The sequence below is a fragment of the Gammaproteobacteria bacterium genome (genome assembly GCA_035546635.1).
In the GTDB taxonomy this organism is placed as follows: Bacteria; Pseudomonadota; Gammaproteobacteria; order JAURND01; family JAURND01; genus DASZWJ01.
Map to the genome: position 1 here is coordinate 127331 of DASZWJ010000028.1, position 18144 is coordinate 145474.

Annotated in this window: 13 protein-coding genes; 10 read left to right on the forward strand and 3 right to left on the reverse strand. The window is 41.3% G+C overall.

The window, feature by feature from the left end; translation table 11 throughout:
• Positions 1-91 precede the first annotated feature (91 nt).
• The 5 genes from VHE99_07355 to VHE99_07375 all read left to right on the forward strand — a co-directional run bounded on the left by VHE99_07355 (position 92) and on the right by VHE99_07375 (position 5548).
• Positions 92-2932: a 1-acylglycerol-3-phosphate O-acyltransferase gene (locus tag VHE99_07355; GenBank protein ID HVV68828.1), complete on the forward strand. Its 2841-nt coding sequence runs from the start codon at positions 92-94 to the stop codon at positions 2930-2932.
• A gap of 128 nt (positions 2933-3060) precedes the next feature.
• Positions 3061-3534 carry a polyhydroxyalkanoate synthesis repressor PhaR gene (gene phaR, locus VHE99_07360; protein ID HVV68829.1) on the forward strand — a complete coding sequence of 158 codons (474 nt, stop codon included), beginning with the start codon at positions 3061-3063 and terminating at the stop codon, positions 3532-3534.
• Positions 3535-3735: 201 nt separating this feature from the next.
• Complete coding sequence (locus tag VHE99_07365) at positions 3736-4539, forward strand: hypothetical protein (protein ID HVV68830.1); 804 nt, start codon at positions 3736-3738, stop codon at positions 4537-4539.
• Positions 4540-4709: 170 nt separating this feature from the next.
• Positions 4710-5057 (forward strand): hypothetical protein, encoded by a 348-nt coding sequence (locus tag VHE99_07370; GenBank protein HVV68831.1) that lies wholly within the window; start codon positions 4710-4712, stop codon positions 5055-5057.
• Positions 5058-5059: 2 nt separating this feature from the next.
• Positions 5060-5548, forward strand: coding sequence for a MaoC/PaaZ C-terminal domain-containing protein (locus VHE99_07375; GenBank protein ID HVV68832.1), 489 nt, complete (start codon positions 5060-5062; stop codon positions 5546-5548).
• A 41-nt stretch (positions 5549-5589) separates the two neighbouring features.
• Here VHE99_07375 and phaC read toward each other — a convergent pair whose 3' ends face one another.
• The 3 genes from phaC to VHE99_07390 form a co-directional block, all read right to left on the reverse strand.
• Complete coding sequence (gene phaC, locus VHE99_07380) at positions 5590-7344, reverse strand: class I poly(R)-hydroxyalkanoic acid synthase (GenBank protein HVV68833.1); 1755 nt, start codon at positions 7342-7344, stop codon at positions 5590-5592.
• A gap of 107 nt (positions 7345-7451) precedes the next feature.
• Positions 7452-9497, reverse strand: a complete 2046-nt coding sequence (locus tag VHE99_07385; GenBank protein HVV68834.1) for a thioredoxin domain-containing protein — start codon at positions 9495-9497, stop codon at positions 7452-7454.
• Positions 9498-9635: 138 nt separating this feature from the next.
• Positions 9636-10289: a hypothetical protein gene (locus tag VHE99_07390; protein HVV68835.1), complete on the reverse strand. Its 654-nt coding sequence runs from the start codon at positions 10287-10289 to the stop codon at positions 9636-9638.
• A gap of 120 nt (positions 10290-10409) precedes the next feature.
• Here VHE99_07390 and mutM point away from each other — a divergent pair, with 120 nt between their 5' ends.
• The 5 genes from mutM to VHE99_07415 all read left to right on the forward strand — a co-directional run bounded on the left by mutM (position 10410) and on the right by VHE99_07415 (position 18144).
• Positions 10410-11255: a bifunctional DNA-formamidopyrimidine glycosylase/DNA-(apurinic or apyrimidinic site) lyase gene (gene mutM, locus VHE99_07395; protein ID HVV68836.1), complete on the forward strand. Its 846-nt coding sequence runs from the start codon at positions 10410-10412 to the stop codon at positions 11253-11255.
• Between the two features lie 85 nt (positions 11256-11340).
• A complete protein-coding gene (locus VHE99_07400) occupies positions 11341-12549 on the forward strand; it encodes a phosphoglycerate dehydrogenase (protein HVV68837.1) in 1209 nt (402 codons plus the stop codon).
• Positions 12536-13234, forward strand: coding sequence for an HAD-IB family phosphatase (locus tag VHE99_07405; GenBank protein ID HVV68838.1), 699 nt, complete (start codon positions 12536-12538; stop codon positions 13232-13234). Before VHE99_07400 ends, VHE99_07405 begins: the two co-directional genes overlap by 14 nt.
• 286 nt (positions 13235-13520) lie before the next feature.
• Entirely contained in the window at positions 13521-16496 is a 2976-nt protein-coding gene (locus VHE99_07410) for a hypothetical protein (GenBank protein ID HVV68839.1), read from the forward strand.
• 430 nt (positions 16497-16926) lie between these two features.
• Entirely contained in the window at positions 16927-18144 is a 1218-nt protein-coding gene (locus VHE99_07415; GenBank protein HVV68840.1) for a PLP-dependent aspartate aminotransferase family protein, read from the forward strand.

The window sequence follows — 18144 nt, forward strand, 5'->3', positions numbered from 1 at the left end:
GAAGTTAGGCAGCTGATATTACCATATATTTTATCTAGGTATGATAAAATCTCTCCACATTTATAAGATCAATAAACAATCAGAGCGTATTATGCAATCTTCTCAATCTTCAAAAACTACCATTGAGTCCCAAGTTTTAGGTATCGTGCGCGAATTTACTATGGAGTTAGGTAATGACCGTGCAGCGCGGGCGGTCAATCCCCATGCTGCATTAGATAAAGATCTGGGATTGGGTAGTTTGGAACGAGTGGAATTAATGCTACGGTTACAGCAAAATTTCGCCGTACGTCTACCGGAACGTTTAGTATTTGATGCACGCACATTAAAAGATCTGATCGATGCAATTACCAAGGCTGAACCGGCAGAAAAAAATTTGTTTCGTCAGCAGACAATCATCAGCACTACCCAGGCGGCTATCGTGCCGACCGGTGCGGTGACATTGACAGAAGTTTTATTCAGTTACGCCAATGTAGAACCCAAACGTCCGCATATTTATTTACAGCAGGAATCAGGTGAGGAACAAATTATTACTTATGGTCAGTTACTGGAAGCAAGCTTAGGTGTAGCCGCAGGTTTGTTGGAGCATGGTTTAGTGCAAGGGGGCAGGGTCGCTTTGATGCTACCCACCAGTCGTGAATTCTTTTATGCTTTTTTTGGCGTGTTGTTAGCGGGTGGTGTTCCAGTGCCTACGTATCCGCCTTTTCGACTTGATCGCATTGAAGATTATGCCAAACGTGCAGCTGTGATTCTTAATAATGCAGAAGTGCAATTGCTGATAACGGGATATCGCATTGAGAATATGGTGCAGCTATTACGACCCTTTGTCCCTAGTCTCACCCAGGTGTTGAGCGCCGCTGAATTAATGCGCCATCATGGCAAGCCGGTTAATGTACCAGTACGAGGAGATGCGAATGCATTAATTCAATATACGTCTGGTAGTACCGGAGATCCTAAAGGTGTGCAGCTAACACATTATAATTTACTGTCGAATATCCGCGCTTTTGGCCAGGCTTTGGAAGTCAAACCGACGGATGTGGTGGTCAGCTGGTTACCCTTGTACCATGATATGGGTTTGATCGGGGCATGGTTGGGGAGTTTATATTTTGGATTGCCGGTGACGATTCTGTCACCCTTAACTTTTCTGACAGAACCGCAACGTTGGCTCTGGGCGATTCATGCACATCGAGCGACTATCTCTGCTGCCCCTAATTTTGCTTACGAGCTTTGTGTGCGGAGAATTCCTGATGAAGCGTTGGAAGGGTTAGATCTTAGTTGTTGGCGGGTGGCATTAAATGGCGCAGAAGCAGTGAATCCTGAAACCATTTCCCGGTTTAATGCGCGCTTTAAAGCTTTTGGTTTATCAGAGCAGACTTTACTGCCGGTTTATGGCCTTGCTGAATCCTCAGTCGGTTTGACCATACCGCCTTTGGGGCGGCCAGCGCGTATCGATAAAATCAATCGCCAAATTTTTGATACTGAACATAGGGCTGTACCCGCTACGGCTGACGATTTATCACCGTTACAATTTCCTTCTTGTGGCAAAGTGCTTTGTGGTCATGAAATCCGTATTGTAGATTCACAACATATGCCAGTGGCTGAGCGTGTTGAGGGTTCATTGCAATTTCGCGGTCCTTCCAGTATGCAGGGTTATTTTAATGCGCCAGAAAAAACTCAGGCGATTTATCAAGCCGGTTGGTGGGATTCAGGTGATTTTGCTTATTTGGCTGATGGCGAAGTGTATATAACCGGTAGACGCAAGGATATCATTATCAAAGGGGGGCGTAATTTTTACCCTCAAGAACTGGAAGAAATTGCCAGCGAAGTGCCTGGCGTGCGTAAAGGTTGTGTCGTGGCATTTGGCGCCAAGGACCCTTTGCTTGGGACAGAAAAAATTATTATTGTCGCAGAAACCAGAGAACAACAGCCCGCAATGCTAGCGGATATAGAGCGGAGAATTATAGAAAAAATTGTGGAGGGAATCGATATGCCGCCTGATGTAGTACTTTTGGTTCTACCAGGCGCCATTCCTAAAACTTCTAGCGGTAAACTACGTCGTTCCAGCAGTCAGGAAATTTGGTTACGTAATGGCTTTGCGGAGCAACGCAAGGTGGCTCCTTGGCGACAAATTGCCAGATTAGGGGCTGCGGGATTAGTGCCACGTATCAGCAACCTGCTGCAAAAAGTGGGGCGGTTGCTTTATGGGGTGTATAGTTATTCTGTATTAGCGTTAACGCTCATTCCGGCTTGGTTAATTACTTTGATAATACCGGAAACCAGCCCTGCTGCCGGCAAATTGGTGCGTTATTGGGCGAAAGGGTTTTTATGGTTAATAGGCAGCAGCCCCAAGGTGACTGGTCAACAAAATCTAGCCCATTCCAAAGCTCTCATCCTAGTTGCAAACCATAGCAGTTATCTAGATGCTTTGGTATTAATTGCAACGATGCCGATCGATTTTGCATTTGTCGCTAAAAGTGAATTGTTGCAAACGCCAATTATTGGTTCTTTAATTAAAAAGCTCCATTACATCACAGTGGATCGTAGTGATTTTGTCAAAGGGACAACAGAGTTAGAAACCATTGTCACTACTTTGCAGCAAGGCAGGTCAGTTTTGATTTTTCCTGAAGGCACTTTTACTGCTGCGCAGGGGGTGAGGCCTTTCAAGCTGGGCGCGTTCAAGGCGGCGGTAGAGGCGGGTAGAGAGGTCTGCCCAATTGCCATTCAAGGGACACGACATATTTTACGCTCTGATTTCAGTTGGTTGCCACGCCATGGAGCAATTACCGTGACCATTCTCGCGCCAATTTCTCCGAGCTCACAGCAGTGGGAGGAAATCATTCGGTTGCGTGATGCGACGCGTGATGACATTGCTAAATACTGTGGTGAACCGAAGTTAAATTTAGTGGCAGCAGGTCCACCATCTGAGTCGGAGTAGGCATAGGTGTTAAGCTAAGCACTGTATTCCTCTGCACTTGTGGGGGTATTGTTGAATAAATAGCTACTTCCTTCTCCCACAAGGGGAGAAGGGGGTGTGGGGAAATTGCTTTTACAGGAAAATATCTTATGAATTCCACCCCCCGAATTATAAAAAAATACGCCAATCGGCGTTTATATGATACAGAATTAAGCCGTTATATTACCTTGGAGGAAATCAGGCAGTTAGTCCTGAATAATGTCAGTTTTCGTGTCATAGAAGCTAAAACTGGTGCTGATATTACTAAAAGCACTTTGTTATTGATTATTTCTGAGCAAGAGGAGAGTGCAGATCCAGTATTTTCCCTGGAAGTGTTGCAGCATCTAATTCGTAGTTACAGCGATAATGCCCAAAGTTTGTTATCACGTTACCTCGAACAGAGCTTGAGTTTTTTCATTCAGCAGAAACAGCGTTTGAACCAACATCCGCAAGATCTATTTCAAGAGTGGTCAAAAGTACCGTTTGAATGGATGCAGGAGTTTTTTAATTTGCAGCAGAAAATGTGGACATCGGATGAAGATGATCAAAAAAAGCCGTCTAGAAATACTAAAAAACAATTGTAACCTGTTTGAGAAATTAATTTAATACATACGCATTACACCTTAAGATGCGAAGTTTAAGTCCAAAGCAAAGTTGCTTGTTTTGTAAACGCTGATTGAAAAAAACGCAGAAATATTAGGGACTGTTGTCAATTAGCACTCTGGGCGACTAATATTTTATTCTATGGTCAACGGTTACTGTCCATTAACTTAAAGAGATATGAGATGTCAGACGAGAGGAAAAAAAAATGTGGTGTTGAGGGAGTCTTCAGGGCCATTTGCAGAGATCCCGATAGAGAAACATTTCAAGAAAATCGAAGAAATTGCGCTATACAAAAGAGTATCTTCGCTACAATTGGTGGAGTGATTTGTGTAGCGGCTCGAAACTTGGCAATTAACATGGAAGAACCCTGGAACGGAATTCCATGGGCGGTTGTTATACTATCAGGCAGCTGCGCAATATGCCTTGTAGGGGCATGTATCAGCGGACTGGCCAACACCGCAAACCAAACAGATTTCGGAAATTACGACGATGATAATGACCTAGCGTCATCAGGTTATGAGAATGAGAGTGATAAATGTGCATGCGAACTTGCAAAAATGATGTGCGGCTTAAGCTTTTTTATTGCAGCAGGTGCTGTTGGTGGTGGTTTAATCTTTGACAGACAAGATGTCATTTTAAGATTCGCAGGGGTTGCAATTATCCCCTTAGTTGTCGCGATAAAATTAATGCCGAAAAACACAAAAAGCGCTCTATCCACAAATCCCTCTGAAGATATTGAGACTGGGGCTGTTTTGACAGGTGAATCAAGGCATGAAAACAGCACAAGCAACGAGAAATCAGGTTTAGTTTTTATGATATTCGCTTTAGCTGATGGAATAAAAAATACCACTTTAAACTTTGGAAATATGGTCGTCAGCTGCTTTGCCTATATGAATTGTTCTCGAAAAAGAATCAAGAAAGATGATTCACTTATAGAGGGGCCAGAAAATCCTAAAAGCGACGCGTCACCCAGGAAAACAAAGTAAGTTAAATTTTAGCGAGGGAGCAATAAGGGAGCGCTCTAGTCAAATTTTCCTTAATTGCTGCATTAGGCCTAAGCTAATAGGCGGTTGCTTGACAATCCAGCAGGGTAGGGCTACTATTAAATTGTGCAATGCACAATAATTTGCCCAACTCAATAAGGAAGGATATTGCCATGAGTAACAAAGATCTATTTGAACAAGTCAACCTACTCAACAAAATCACTGCCAATGTCATCAAAAGAGCGAATGAATGCTCTATCGAAAATCTCAATGACATTATCGATGTCAGTTCCAAGCACATAAAGAATCTCGGTACAACTAAAGGTTCTGAAGGCCTATTTGATATTGCCAATGAAATGAGTGCCACCTATGCCAATTGCTCACAAAGAACTTTGAATGTTGCTTTGGAGAATTTTGCTGATTTTACCAAGTGGTTAGAAAACAGTGCCAAGAATATCAATCCGATCGTTGCTGCTGCTGTAAAACCGTTTGCAGATAAGATGGTTAAAGAAAAAGAGTAAGAATGCAATCTCAAGATGATTTTCTGATTAATTATACTTTTGATGAAATTCAGTTAGGTGATACGGCTAGTGTGTCGCATCAATTAACTGAGAAAGATATTCATCTATTTGCCATTGTATCAGGTGATATTAATCCAGCCCATGTTGATGTTGAATATGCAAAAACGCATATATTTCATAAAGTTGTTGCGCACGGTATGTGGGGTGGGGCGTTAATCTCTACGGTGTTAGGCACTAAGTTGCCGGGACCTGGCGCTATTTATTTAAGCCAGTCGCTTAAATTTCTGTATCCGGTGGGTGTAGGTGACACAATTACCGCAACAGTCACTGTGACACAAAAATTTCCGGGCAAACATCATGTGGAATTGGCGTGCCAATGTACCAATCAAGATGGAAAAATAGTCATAGAAGGCGTGGCGTTGGTATTAGCACCAGTGGAAAAAATTTGCCGTGAAAAGGTCGTGTTGCCGGAGGTGGTTTTTAAAGATTGATATATCTCAGGTCAGGATTTGATTGCACAGGTGGACTGCACTCAAGCACGTAGTTTAACATAAGTTCCTGGTGCATCTTCAATTGATTTGTACACACCTTGTCTTTTAGGCACTGCAATTTTCGCTCCAGCCTGCAGTTTTAACCACTGTGCCCAGTCCGTCCACCACGATCCTGAGTATTGTATAGCATCACGTTCCCATTGCTTTGGATCTTCAGGCAATTCTTCATTCAACCAGTAGCTATATTTTTGTTTCTCTGGTGGATTAATAACCCCAGCCACATGCCCGGAAGCCGTCAGGACAAATTTTTTATCGCCGCCATAATATTTAAGGCCATTATAACAAGCTTGCCAAGGGACAATGTGATCGCTTTTAGCCGCTAAAAAATAACTCGGTATCGTGATTTTACTTAAATCTAATGGTGTGCCTTTGATGCGCATTTGATTGGGTTTAATCAGATTATTATAGAGATACATCTGTCGCAGATAAAAGCTGTGTACTTTTTCTGGTATGTTAGTTGAATCAGCGTTCCAGTATAAAAGATCAAAAGGTGCAGGTTTTTTCCCCAGTAGATAATTATTAACAAAATTGTTCCAGATCAAATCATTAGCGCGCAATGCGCTAAATACTGAGGCCATGACTTGACCTTCTAGATAACCTTTTTCTTGCATATGTTGCTCTAATAGAGCAATTTGCTGCTCATCAATGAATATGCCTAATTCACCTGATTCAGAAAAATCTAATAAAGTTGTTAAGTAAGTTGCGCTGGCAATAGGGCATTTTTTTTCTTCAGTATATTTAGCAACCAGGCAAGCGAGTAAAGTTCCACCGACGCAATATCCTAAAGTGTTGATGCGGTTCTTTCCCGTTATTTGGGTGATGATTTTCAATGCAGTCGCAGGTCCTTCTTCTACATAATCATCAAAAATTTTGTTGCTGTGTTCTCTACCTGGATTAACCCAAGAAATCAAAAATACGGTGTGCCCTTGGTCTACCAACCATTTGACAAATGAATTTTTCGTTTGCAGATCGAGGATATAATATTTATTAATCCACGGTGGCACAATTAATATAGGACGCTGATGCACCTTGGCAGTGGTAGCGTTATATTGGATCAGTTGCATCAAGTCATTTTGGTAAATAACTTTTCCAGGTGTAGCGGCGATATTTTCTCCCAATTTAAAATACTCTGGATCACTCATTTGAATATTCAGGGCGCCTTTGCCTTGTTGGATATCAGCGGCAAATTGTTTTAATCCTGCGCGTAGGTTGGCGCCGTTGGATGTGAGGATAGCTTCCAGCACTTCGGGGTTAGTAGCGATAAAATTGGCGGGTGATATGGCTTCCATGAACTGTCGAGTAAAAAACGCCAGTCGGGCTTGCAGTTTTTCTTCATTGTTAGTGATAGATTGGACTAAGGAATGGGTATGTTGTGATAAGAGGTTGTGGTTGTTTTTAATAAAATTAAACAGATAATGGCTATATTGTGGATTTGCGGCACTGTGATCTGTAGAAAGGTTGGATTGGGAAGTTAGGTTAAAATTTTGCGTGAAATTGCTGCATAAGGTTAAATAATCTTGCAGATAATTTAACTGTGCAGTAAGTACTTTATCGGGGTTTTCCAATACCTTGATATTGAATTCCTGCCAGACATTCAGGAGCAAATTTAAGTTATAGTTAATTTGCCAGTGCTGCTCAAGAATGGCTTCTTTCAGCAATGTTTGATTTTTTTCGATAAATTCTGCAGTATCTTTGAAGTAAGATGCAGTGTCATCGGATGAGGTTTTTTTAGGCATGTTTTTATTCTCCTGTGGCTCTTTCGCTTCAAGTATAAGATAGCGAATGCAGCTTCCTGACTGCAGAGACATTATACACAAGGCTGCAGATGACTGCTATTAATGGGTTATTCCAATTCTGAGAAATTGCTTATGGGGGATAGACATTGTGAGCCTTTACAGCGATAAGCTATAACTCCTTGCTCAGGTATTTTCTCGGCAATTGCAGCGGGCAAAGCTTTGGCATCATCAGGTATCGCCAGTATTATCCGTGCGGGGTTATATTTTTGCAGCAGCTTATAGCGCCAGGCAGCTATGTCTGTAGTTTTTCCGCACAGGATAATCATTTCTGCTGGATTTATGTACTCTTGCAGTGCAATCAACAAGGAAGAATGTGCGGCAGGGTAGTCAGTCAGATCCTGCCAGGCGGATAAAAGAATTTGCTCGGCAGCATTTAAATAACGGGGTTCAGCCAATAGCCAGCCCAATCGTTGCAATACCTGACAAGCGACGCTGTTGCCAGCTGGGGTAACATCATCCGTGTAAATTTTGGGTCGGTAAATCAGTGGCTCATGGTCATCAGCGGTAAAGAAAAATCCTCCATGTTCAGAATCGACGAAGTGTGCCAGCAAAACTTCAGCTAATTGCTGAGCAAAGTGCAGATACTGCGAGTCCCAGCGGTATTGTAAAAAAGTCAAGATAGCATCTATTAGAAATGCATAATCATCTAAATAAGCGGGTAGATGCGCTTTGCCATCTTTGCAGGTTGCAAGTAAACGTTGGTTGCGCCACAAATTCGTCATGATAAATTTTAAAGTATTTTCTGCAACATCTAATAATTCAGGCTCAACTAATTGATTTGCAGCCAATACCAGGCCTTTTATCATCAAGGCATTCCAGGAGGTGAGAATTTTATCATCTAAAGCGGGGCGAGTTCTTTGTGTGCGTGACTTAAATAATTTTTCGCGCGCAGTAGCAATTGTCTGGTCGACTTTTTTTGGCGGTTGTTGCGTTTTTTGCGCAATTTTCTCAATGGAATGGTTAATGTGCAAATGCCAGCGCCCTTCGAAATTGGCGGTTTGCGTGAGATTGAAATGCAAGCAGAGCAGCTGGTATTCTTCGGCAGTGAGTAAGGTTTTCATCTGCGCTGGCGTCCATAAATAAAACAATCCTTCAACTCCTTCAGAATCTGCATCCAGGGCGGAGTAAAATCCACCGCGAGGTGTCTGCATTTCTCGTAACACCCATGCGGTAGTTTCCTTTAGTATTTTGCTAAATACAGGTTTAGGTGTGATGGCATTGGCATGGGCATATTGCACTAAAATTTGCGCGTTATCATAGAGCATTTTTTCAAAGTGCGGGATTTCCCACCGTGTGTCTACAGAGTAACGATAAAAACCACCACCCAGCTGGTCATAAATGCCGCCACTGGCCATTTTCTCTAGGGAATAAATGACTTTATCTACAGAAGTATTCTCGGCATTATTTTCTAATTTAGCCTTAAATCCATCCTGCAATAACAATTCCAAGTTATTAGGATTTGGAAATTTTGGCGCTTGTCCGAAACCGCCATTGACTGAATCGTAGCTGATATTCAGTTGCTGAACAGCGGGGTGCCAAGGTGAGAAGTTTAATTGAGCTGGCATGGCGGTGGCAGTTTGCGATGATTGTTGCAGAGCGGTCAGTAGTTCTTGAGAGTGACGGGTTATTTCTGCGGGTTGTTGTTGATAAATATCGGCAATATGCCGTAATAAATCTTTAAATGCCGGTAATTGATAGCGCGGCTCTTTTGGAAAATAGGTGCCGGAAAAAAATGGTGCATGTTGTACTGGATCTAAAAATAAAGTCAGCGGCCAACCGCCGGCACTTTGGGTCAGCATTTGATGGGTGGTTTGATAAATTTTATCTAAATCCGGTCGTTCTTCACGATCGACTTTGATATTGATGAAATATTGATTCATCAACTGAGCGGTTTCTTTATCTTCAAAAGATTCATGCGCCATGACATGACACCAGTGGCAAGCAGAGTAACCAATGGATAATAAAATGGGCTTATTTTCACGTTTTGCCATTGCCATTGCTTCTTCTCCCCAGGGGTACCAGTCTACTGGGTTATGAGCATGTTGTTGTAAATACGGGCTAGTTTCGTGAGCGAGTCGATTAGGGGTTGGCATAGAAGATTTTGTCCGTAAAATGCATTAAGAGATTAAAAGTGGCAATGGTTTGCACTGGTTATTTTTGATTGTATCTGAGATTCACAACGAAGCGCATGTTAGCATGTGAGTTCCGCGGGGAACAATATACTTGAAACGTTATTTGGATGTTTTTTGAATGCGGGCATCTAATTGTAACTCCTCAATGGCTGCGCTCATCAGTGTAAAACGTTCTATTTCTGGCCGAGTAAGTCTTATGTTTTGATAAATTAATTCTTCCACTCTTCGTTCACATAAGTAAGCATAATCTTTAAAATTAGATTCAGAGAGCTGTTGTTGCGCTTCGGCATTTTTGGCGTGGTTGAATAGTTGATTTAGCTCTATTATTTTATCGATATTCGCCTCTAATTTTCTTAATTGTATAAGTTTAGATTGATCAAATTTTTTTTTGGCTTTGACTGTGTTAATTCGTTCCTCCGCTAATTGCTGATAGGTCGCAAACTTTAAACCTGGTGCACTAATTTCATCTTGAGTTAATCGCTGCTCTATAAAAGTTTTACGTCTTGAATATTCGGTCTTAATAGATTTAAGATTACGTCTATGTGCTGCATTTAGATCGATAGGAAAAGCAAAGGGTGATTTTTCTTGATCTTTTCGATGAGGGTTAGGCTTTCCGAATAAGCTTCTGCCTTGGGGTTTCTCCTCTATCGATGTGTCAGAAGATGTGTTTTTAATTAAAGAATGCAGGATATCCTGAGAGGAATGTAATTTTTTAGTTTCTTCAGGTATAGTTTCAAAGCGATGTTTAGTCATATATTTCAATTTTTTTTGCTAAATAGGGAGTATATGAACCCGATGATTATTAATGATTTATTAATGGCTTTAAAAATTTTGTCAAAATATCGTTGAAAAACTCTTCATAAGAAGCCCAATATGCCTGAACTCCCTGAAGTAGAAACTACCCGTCTAGGTCTTAAGCCCTACCTGGAAGGACAAATTATTCAACAAGTCATTGTGCGTGACCCGCGTTTACGTTGGCCTATACCATCTAATATTAATAAAATTTTACCAGGTCAAACTGTACATGTTATTGAGCGGCGGGGTAAATATTTATTATTCAAGTTAGATAATGGTAGCTTGATTATACATTTGGGTATGTCGGGACGGTTACGCATATTCAGTCAACCTACTGTGCCTCAAAAACACGATCACCTCGATATTAAGTTTTGCAACCAGCTGATTTTACGTTTCACCGATCCGCGGAGATTTGGCGCGTGTTTATGGGTAGAGGGCGATCCGTTACTGCATCCATTACTAAAAAATTTAGGCGTAGAGCCATTGCAGCGGCAATTTACTAGTAAATATTTATGGCAATTGGCGCGTAACCGAAAAATGCCAATTAAAAATTTTATCATGAGCGCTAATATTGTAGTGGGTGTTGGCAATATTTATGCTAATGAAGCATTGTTTGCTGCCAGGATTCACCCGGCAAGACCTGCGGACAATATTTCTTTAGAGGAATTCAATCAATTAGTTATAGCGGTTAAGGCGGTGTTGCGTCAAGCGATTGCTAAAGGTGGTACTACTTTAAAGGATTTTTTTAACAGTGAGGGTAAGGCTGGATATTTTGTTAACCAATTACAGGTGTATGGTCGTCAAGGGCAGGCTTGTGTTGATTGTGGCTTGCGATTAAAGGCTATGCGGATTGGTCAGCGTAGTTCGGTCTATTGTCCGCATTGTCAACCCCTGATGACAGCGCGAAGGGATGGCAGCGGATAAGGATGACAGCTACCGCTTGCGCTCAGGATGACAGCTACTTACACTATACCTCCTTTCTATCTCAATATTTCTGCTGAGGTCACCCATGTATAAAATCCAAACACTCAACACGATTGATGCGTTGGGGTTAAACCAATTTCCACGCCAGCTGTATGAAGTAAGCAGCGATTTGACTAATCCAGATGCCATTTTAGTGCGTTCAGCTTCTCTGCATGACAAAGAGCTGCCAGAGAGCGTTAAAGTAATCGCGCGTGCCGGTGCGGGAGTTAATAATATTCCAGTCGATAAGTTTACCAAGCTGGGTATACCGGTGTTAAACACGCCGGGGGCTAATGCCAATGCGGTGAAAGAATTAGTGCTAGCAGGGTTATTATTGGCCTGTCGCAATATTTGTCAGGCATGGGGTTATGTCCGCGGCCTAAGTGGCGATGATACTTTGATTAATATGCAAGTCGAGCGTGACAAAAAGCAATTTGCCGGATTTGAATTGCCGGGTAAAACTTTAGGCATTGTGGGTTTAGGTAATGTCGGGGTAAAAGTTGCGAATGCAGCCATTGCTCTGGGCATGCGGGTGATTGGTTTTGATCCGACGATTACGGTTAAACGTGCCTGGGAATTGTCGGCACATGTGGAAGAAGTATTGAGCTTAGATGAACTAATTATGCAGTCAGATGTAATTAGTCTGCATGTGCCATTGACTCCTGAAACCCGACATCTGATTGCTGCTTCACGTCTGCGTTTGGCTAAAACCGATTTAATACTGCTGAATTTCGCCAGAGATGGCATAGTCGATAAAACTGCGCTGAGAGCTGCCTTAGATGAAGGTAAAGTATTGAGTTATGTTTGTGATTTCCCCTGCGCGCAATTAAAAGATCATCCGCGGGTGATTAGCTTGCCACATTTAGGGGCTTCGACCCGCGAAGCTGAACAAACCTGTGCGATGATGGCAGTTAAGCAAATCCGTGATTATCTGGAAACCGGTAATATCGTCAATTCGGTGAATTTTCCTACGATTGAAATGCCATTTAATCATGGGGTGAGATTGGCGATAGTGAATGCCAATATTCCCAGCATGGTGGCGCAGATTTCCACTAAATTAGCGGATGTGAAATTAAATATTGTAGATTTACTGAATCGATCTCGCGATCAAATCGCTTATACGCTGATTGATGTCGAAGGTGAAGTAAATGCGGCAGTTATTAGTGAAATAGCGGCTATTGAGGGTGTGATTCAAGTGCGGCGTTTGGAGAAAATTAGATTGATTGCTCAGGAATCAGCGCATGTTACTTCATGATAGTCATCCATTAATACCAATGGATGCTGTGGTATTTGATTGCGATGGCACATTAAGCAGCATAGAAGGCATTGATGAGTTAGCAGAGGCTAATGGCGTTGGTGCAGCGGTTAAAAAATTGACAGAGGAAGCGATGGGTCATACTGGTATTAACCCACAATTGTACCGGCAACGTTTGGCCTTGGTTTTACCGACAGTGAAGCAGGTTAGAACTTTAGGCGAAAAATATTTCTTGCATAAAACTGCGGATTTGCTAACAGTACTACAGGTGTTAACAGATTTAGGCAAAGCCGTATATGTCGTTTCGGCTGGGTTATACCCGGCTGTGGTGGGTTTTGCTTTGCGTTTAAATTTGCCACAATCGCATGTATTTGCGGTAGAAGTTTATTTTGATGATAGCGGTAATTACCTTGACTTTGATCACCGCTCGCCATTGGTATTGGCGGATGGTAAGCGCCATATTGTCGAGCAGCTTAAGAAGCAGCATCCACGCTTAGTCTATGTGGGCGATGGATTGAATGATATGGCAACACAAGATATTGTCACTCGCTTTGTCGGGTACGGTGGAGCATATTATCGAGAAAATATCCGGCAAATGTGCCAATACTATATTACCGAGCCGTCTATGTTGCCGTTGTTACCGTTATGTTTGACGGCGGAGGAAATGCAGTTTGCCACTTCTTGATTTCCCATCTAGATAATCTATTTCTATCACATTGTATTATAAACTTAAGACCTGTCGTAAGCCATCATCAAGCGCATTAAGATCATGCAGTGAAAGTGAACCGGCTGAGTCATTGAACGTTAAAAACCCAGTTTTAAAAATCTAAAACTGGGTTTTTAACGTTCGACCTAAATATAGTATATCTTATACCCAAAGTTGATTCGGAGGCTGTTCTGGCGCAAGCTTTTTAATACTAAGTTAAGTTTAGCAATTTAATATAAGCTTAAATTTGTAGAGAGGGGTGCAAATGTCAGAACTTAAAGAGCCAGTCAAAATCTCGGGAACACCCGAGGAAAAAGATAATAAAGGTATTAGTACTGCACAGGTACTACTCAGTAATGTATCAGACAAAGATAAAAAAGTTAATTTATTGAAACAGTCTCTACCTTCAATTCAATATTGGGCATGGTATGGGAACCGCAGTGTTGGATTAAATGATACAACAGCACCTAGCATTGAATCTAGCACCCGTGGTTCACTATCTTCTGATTCATCATCTACAGGGGTATTGGCTTCATCACTTCCAGTGCCGCGATTTCAACATGATTATTTTGCGAAAGATAACCCACCTAAGCTGACAAGCCAACCTATCGTACCCTTTGATTTGCCTACTGTGAGCCAAGGTGTTGATAAGAAGGATAGCAAAAGTATCTCTCATATAGCTCAACCTACATTGTTTTCAGACTCCCTACCTCCATCTATTGCTAGAGCGGTCGAAGATAACAAAAATAAGCGAGCTTCTCGCGAATACGGCGAAGAATTATTTGCTAGTGCTGTTATTAATGTATTGGAAGGTAATTTTTCTTTGGCGTATTTCCGTCTGAATCAATTTAGTGATAATTCCAGAGGGATATATTCGACCTTTGATGCAAAAACAGGCCTGTATTTAAGAAATGCGATCCATCAAAATGATAGTAAGACCTATAAAGAAAAATTGCCGCTTTCAGCCTTTGCTGTCATGGGACTAAATTACTTCCATACGGCGCTAAAAATTATGGATAAAGAAAAACTCTTAACTGATGAGAAACGAAAAGAATTTCTATTAGAAGCGAATAAATTTTTAAACGATATGTGCAGTCATGGCAGTAAATCTGAAATAAATTCAAAAAATCTAGTTGCAACAGCAGTTCAAGATATCATTCAAAAGTGGTTAATTCCAAAACCATGCAAAGATGCTGCGACAGCCGATAAAATGTTATCAAAAAATAAGGATTTTTGTAATACAGATCAAAGTCCTTATACTCTAGTGACAGTTAAAGCAATTAATATTAAAAATAATGATGAAAAAACCGCTAAATCACGTGTTTTGTTGCATATCGATGCGCCTATTCCCACTAAGACTGATGTAATGATCAAAGAATATGAGGGAAGAAGAGATAAGGCTTGGTATAAAGATTTAAAACAACAGCAGAAAGCGTTTGTTGATGATTTTGCAACACGAGTAGACAAGGATTTAGATCTGGCGCCTACCTTGGCGACGCAAATGCGCAGTTTAAAAATGCCGGGCAATCGAAATGCCGGTTGCGACCGTCTTTTTATAAGCGATCAAGATGGTTGGAAATTGTTATATCGCGGTCCGCATATGGCAAGCCCTGGATTTAAAGATACCAGCGATGAAGCCAAACGTCTGACGCGATTAAATCTTGAAAGTTTTCAGGCCACCATGCCGGCATTAGTGACCAATATGCATACGTTAATTACGCCTATGCTGGGTAAAGAGGGTGAACTGGATATTCATAATGATGTAAAAGGTGCAATCGAAGATGTCAAATCTCCAATGCCTGGTATTTATTATTCCAATACCCCAGCTAATGTGGGGAGGACTTTTTTAACGCCCGAATTAGGCGGGGTTTATGCAATCTTAAATTATTTGAATATATTGCTTGAGCATGGGGAGGTTTTAAATCAAAAGGCGTATTCCCAACGCAAGGAATTTTGGAGTCTGTTGTTGACTAAAGATGGTACAAGCCTAAATGAAGAAAATGTTAAGGCCGTACTTAACGAAGCAAATCAAAATAATCGTGAATTGATAAAATTAATCCAAACCACTATTGAACTACTGCGTTTATTAATTAATCCAAGTAAGCAACAAAAAATAGGGGATGATCCGCGGAATCAGAATGTACAATTGGTTGCTAAACTTAAACAGGCTGCTTATTTAATTGATCGTTGCATGTCGGCATGCCCAGTGCCTATTCAAGCAAAATTTTTATGCCATTCACCTGAAGTTATCAAGGATTCGGATAAAGCATTGTTGTTGCCAATTTTGAAAAATAAACTCGACGAATATAATGTATTTAAACAAACAATAGAAATGGTGAAAAAGGAGGGTGATAAGAATTCCGACTTAAATTCACTCCAGGAAGGCTTGGCAGAGCTTGAGAAGAAATTGGAAGCGGACATCTTAGCTATCAAAGGCAATAAAGCTTGGGTAATACAATTGGATGGATGCGTTAGCGCGAAAGATCGCGAAGGTATAGTACGCTTAATGACGCTTATAGATGCGACTTATCATGAGATAACCGGACATTCCGCTAATCTTAACCAGATGGATGAGGCGCAAAGACAAATCTATACGGCTATAGCAGAAGCGATCATCGAAACTTATATCATTCAAATGCAGGCTGGGTTGCATGGTGGCACGCTTGGTGCTGAGGGTATTAAAAGTGCAGCTAAAATGTTGCCGCAAGTATTTGATGATGGCCGCTTCAAGACTTTTGTAAGCTTGCTGGATTTGGCGACGTCCAAATATAATCACAATGCGCCCGAACTTTCGGGAAAAAAATCTGTACGCGATGAGAAACATCATTTTATTCCTCGCACAGGAAATCAATTAGATTTAAGTGAAGTACTCAAGAAGTTTTATAAACATGTTGCCGGTGCGCTAAAATCATCAGAGGCAACAGAAGAGCCAGGATTTGGTGTTACGAGAGGAAGAATGTCGTCCTTCTTTCAAGATGCTAGGGTTGCGGAGATAAGAAAAGCAATTGATATTTTACAAAATTATATCTCAAAATTAAAGGAGAAAAATATCAAACTTGATGAATCTGATGTTGAGGTATTTTATAAACAAATTGAATGTATAGACAAAGATCTAGAGTCGATTCACAGCCAACTCCCTAAAAATAGTTTTAGAGAAATTAATAATCTATTGGATGAATTTGAAGAATATATTTTGCAGAACTCTTTAAAGAACAATAGTAAGCTACTCGTTTTGGATTAAAGATAGGGCTAAGGTGGGGTGAGCGTCATCTCTAATCAGTTACAGAAAGAAAACTTAGACAAAACCTTAGACTTGCATATAAAATTATACTATGTTATCATCCAAAAATTAAAGGTAGCGCCCATTTGAGTTTCAGATTGCAGGCGCTGTATAAATCTGCTAAAGCGTTTGAGGTACTTTATGAAATATCTGCAAAAAATCCACTGCAGTCATCACCACCAGTTTCCTTCTTATCTTGTTTCAGAATTCTTCCATCCGTTATTAATGCACATGTGAAGCCTGTTTTAATCGGCTCTTCAGATTCTCCTGGGGGCGCTGTTAAAACAGGCTTTTTTCGTTTGAATTATTCCAAAAAATTTTACTTTGGACGTCAAATAGGCTGCTTGATTTTGTTACGTCTAAAAACATTGCATTATGAGGATTAAAGTTTATGTCTACTCAAGAAAAAGTTCGCCAAATACACCCAAATCAGCAGATAAATCATGTCGAGCCAGAATATGGTTTCAGTACGCGTAGTATTCATGCGGGCGTGACGCCGGATCCAACGACTGGAGCGATATTAACGCCGATTTTCCAAACCACCACTTATGTACAAGAAGCGGTTGGCGTCCATAAAGGTTATACCTATTCGCGCAGTGCCAACCCCACAGTATTAGCATTAGAAAAAAAACTCGGGGAGTTAGATGGTGTGGGCAGGGCAGTGTGCTTCTCAACCGGAATGGCGGCCACAACGGTATTATGTTTATCACTTTTGCAAAGCGGAGATCACATTATCTGCTCGGATGTGGTCTATGGTGGTACGGTGCGATTTTTGCGAGAGATATTGGTGAAATTTGGTGTGACCACCAGCTTTGTCGATACGGCCGCTCCTGAAAAAGTTAAGGCGGCTATCACGCCGGCAACTAAGCTGATTTTCATTGAGACGCCAGCCAATCCTACGTTAAAACTAACTGATATTCAGGCTATTTCGCACATTGCCCGCGAACAAAAAATTCTGCTGGCCGTCGATAATACCTTTTTAACTCCAGCCTTGCAGCAATCATTTAAATTAGGCGCTGATATTGTTTTGTATTCAACCACCAAATATATCGATGGCCATAATGCAACAGTCGGAGGTGCTTTATTGGCTAAAGATTCAGCCCTGATTGAAAAATTTGATTATGTACGTAATGCCATTGGCGCTATTCAAACACCGTTTAATGCCTGGTTAACCTTGCAAGGTGTGAAAACTTTGGAATTGCGCATACAACAACATTCTCACAATGCCGCAATCATTGCAGAATATTTGCATGGTCATGCCAAAGTAAAGCAGGTGACTTACCCTGGTTTGCCGAGTTTCCCGCAGCATGAATTAGCCAAGCGTCAGCAACTGGCTTTTGGGGGCCTCTTGACATTTGAAGTGAACGGCGGTTATGAGCAGGCAGTGAAATTAATGAGCGCCGTAAAATTATGTTCTTTGGCGGAAAATCTCGGTTCAGTGGAAACGTTGATTACGCATCCAGCATCCATGACACATGGTCCAGTGCCGATTGAACAGCGCCATGCGATTGGTATCACGGATGGTTTAATTCGTTTATCGGTGGGGTTAGAAAATCCTGTAGATATTATTCAGGATTTAGAGCAAGCGTTTGCAAAGTGCGGAGGTTAA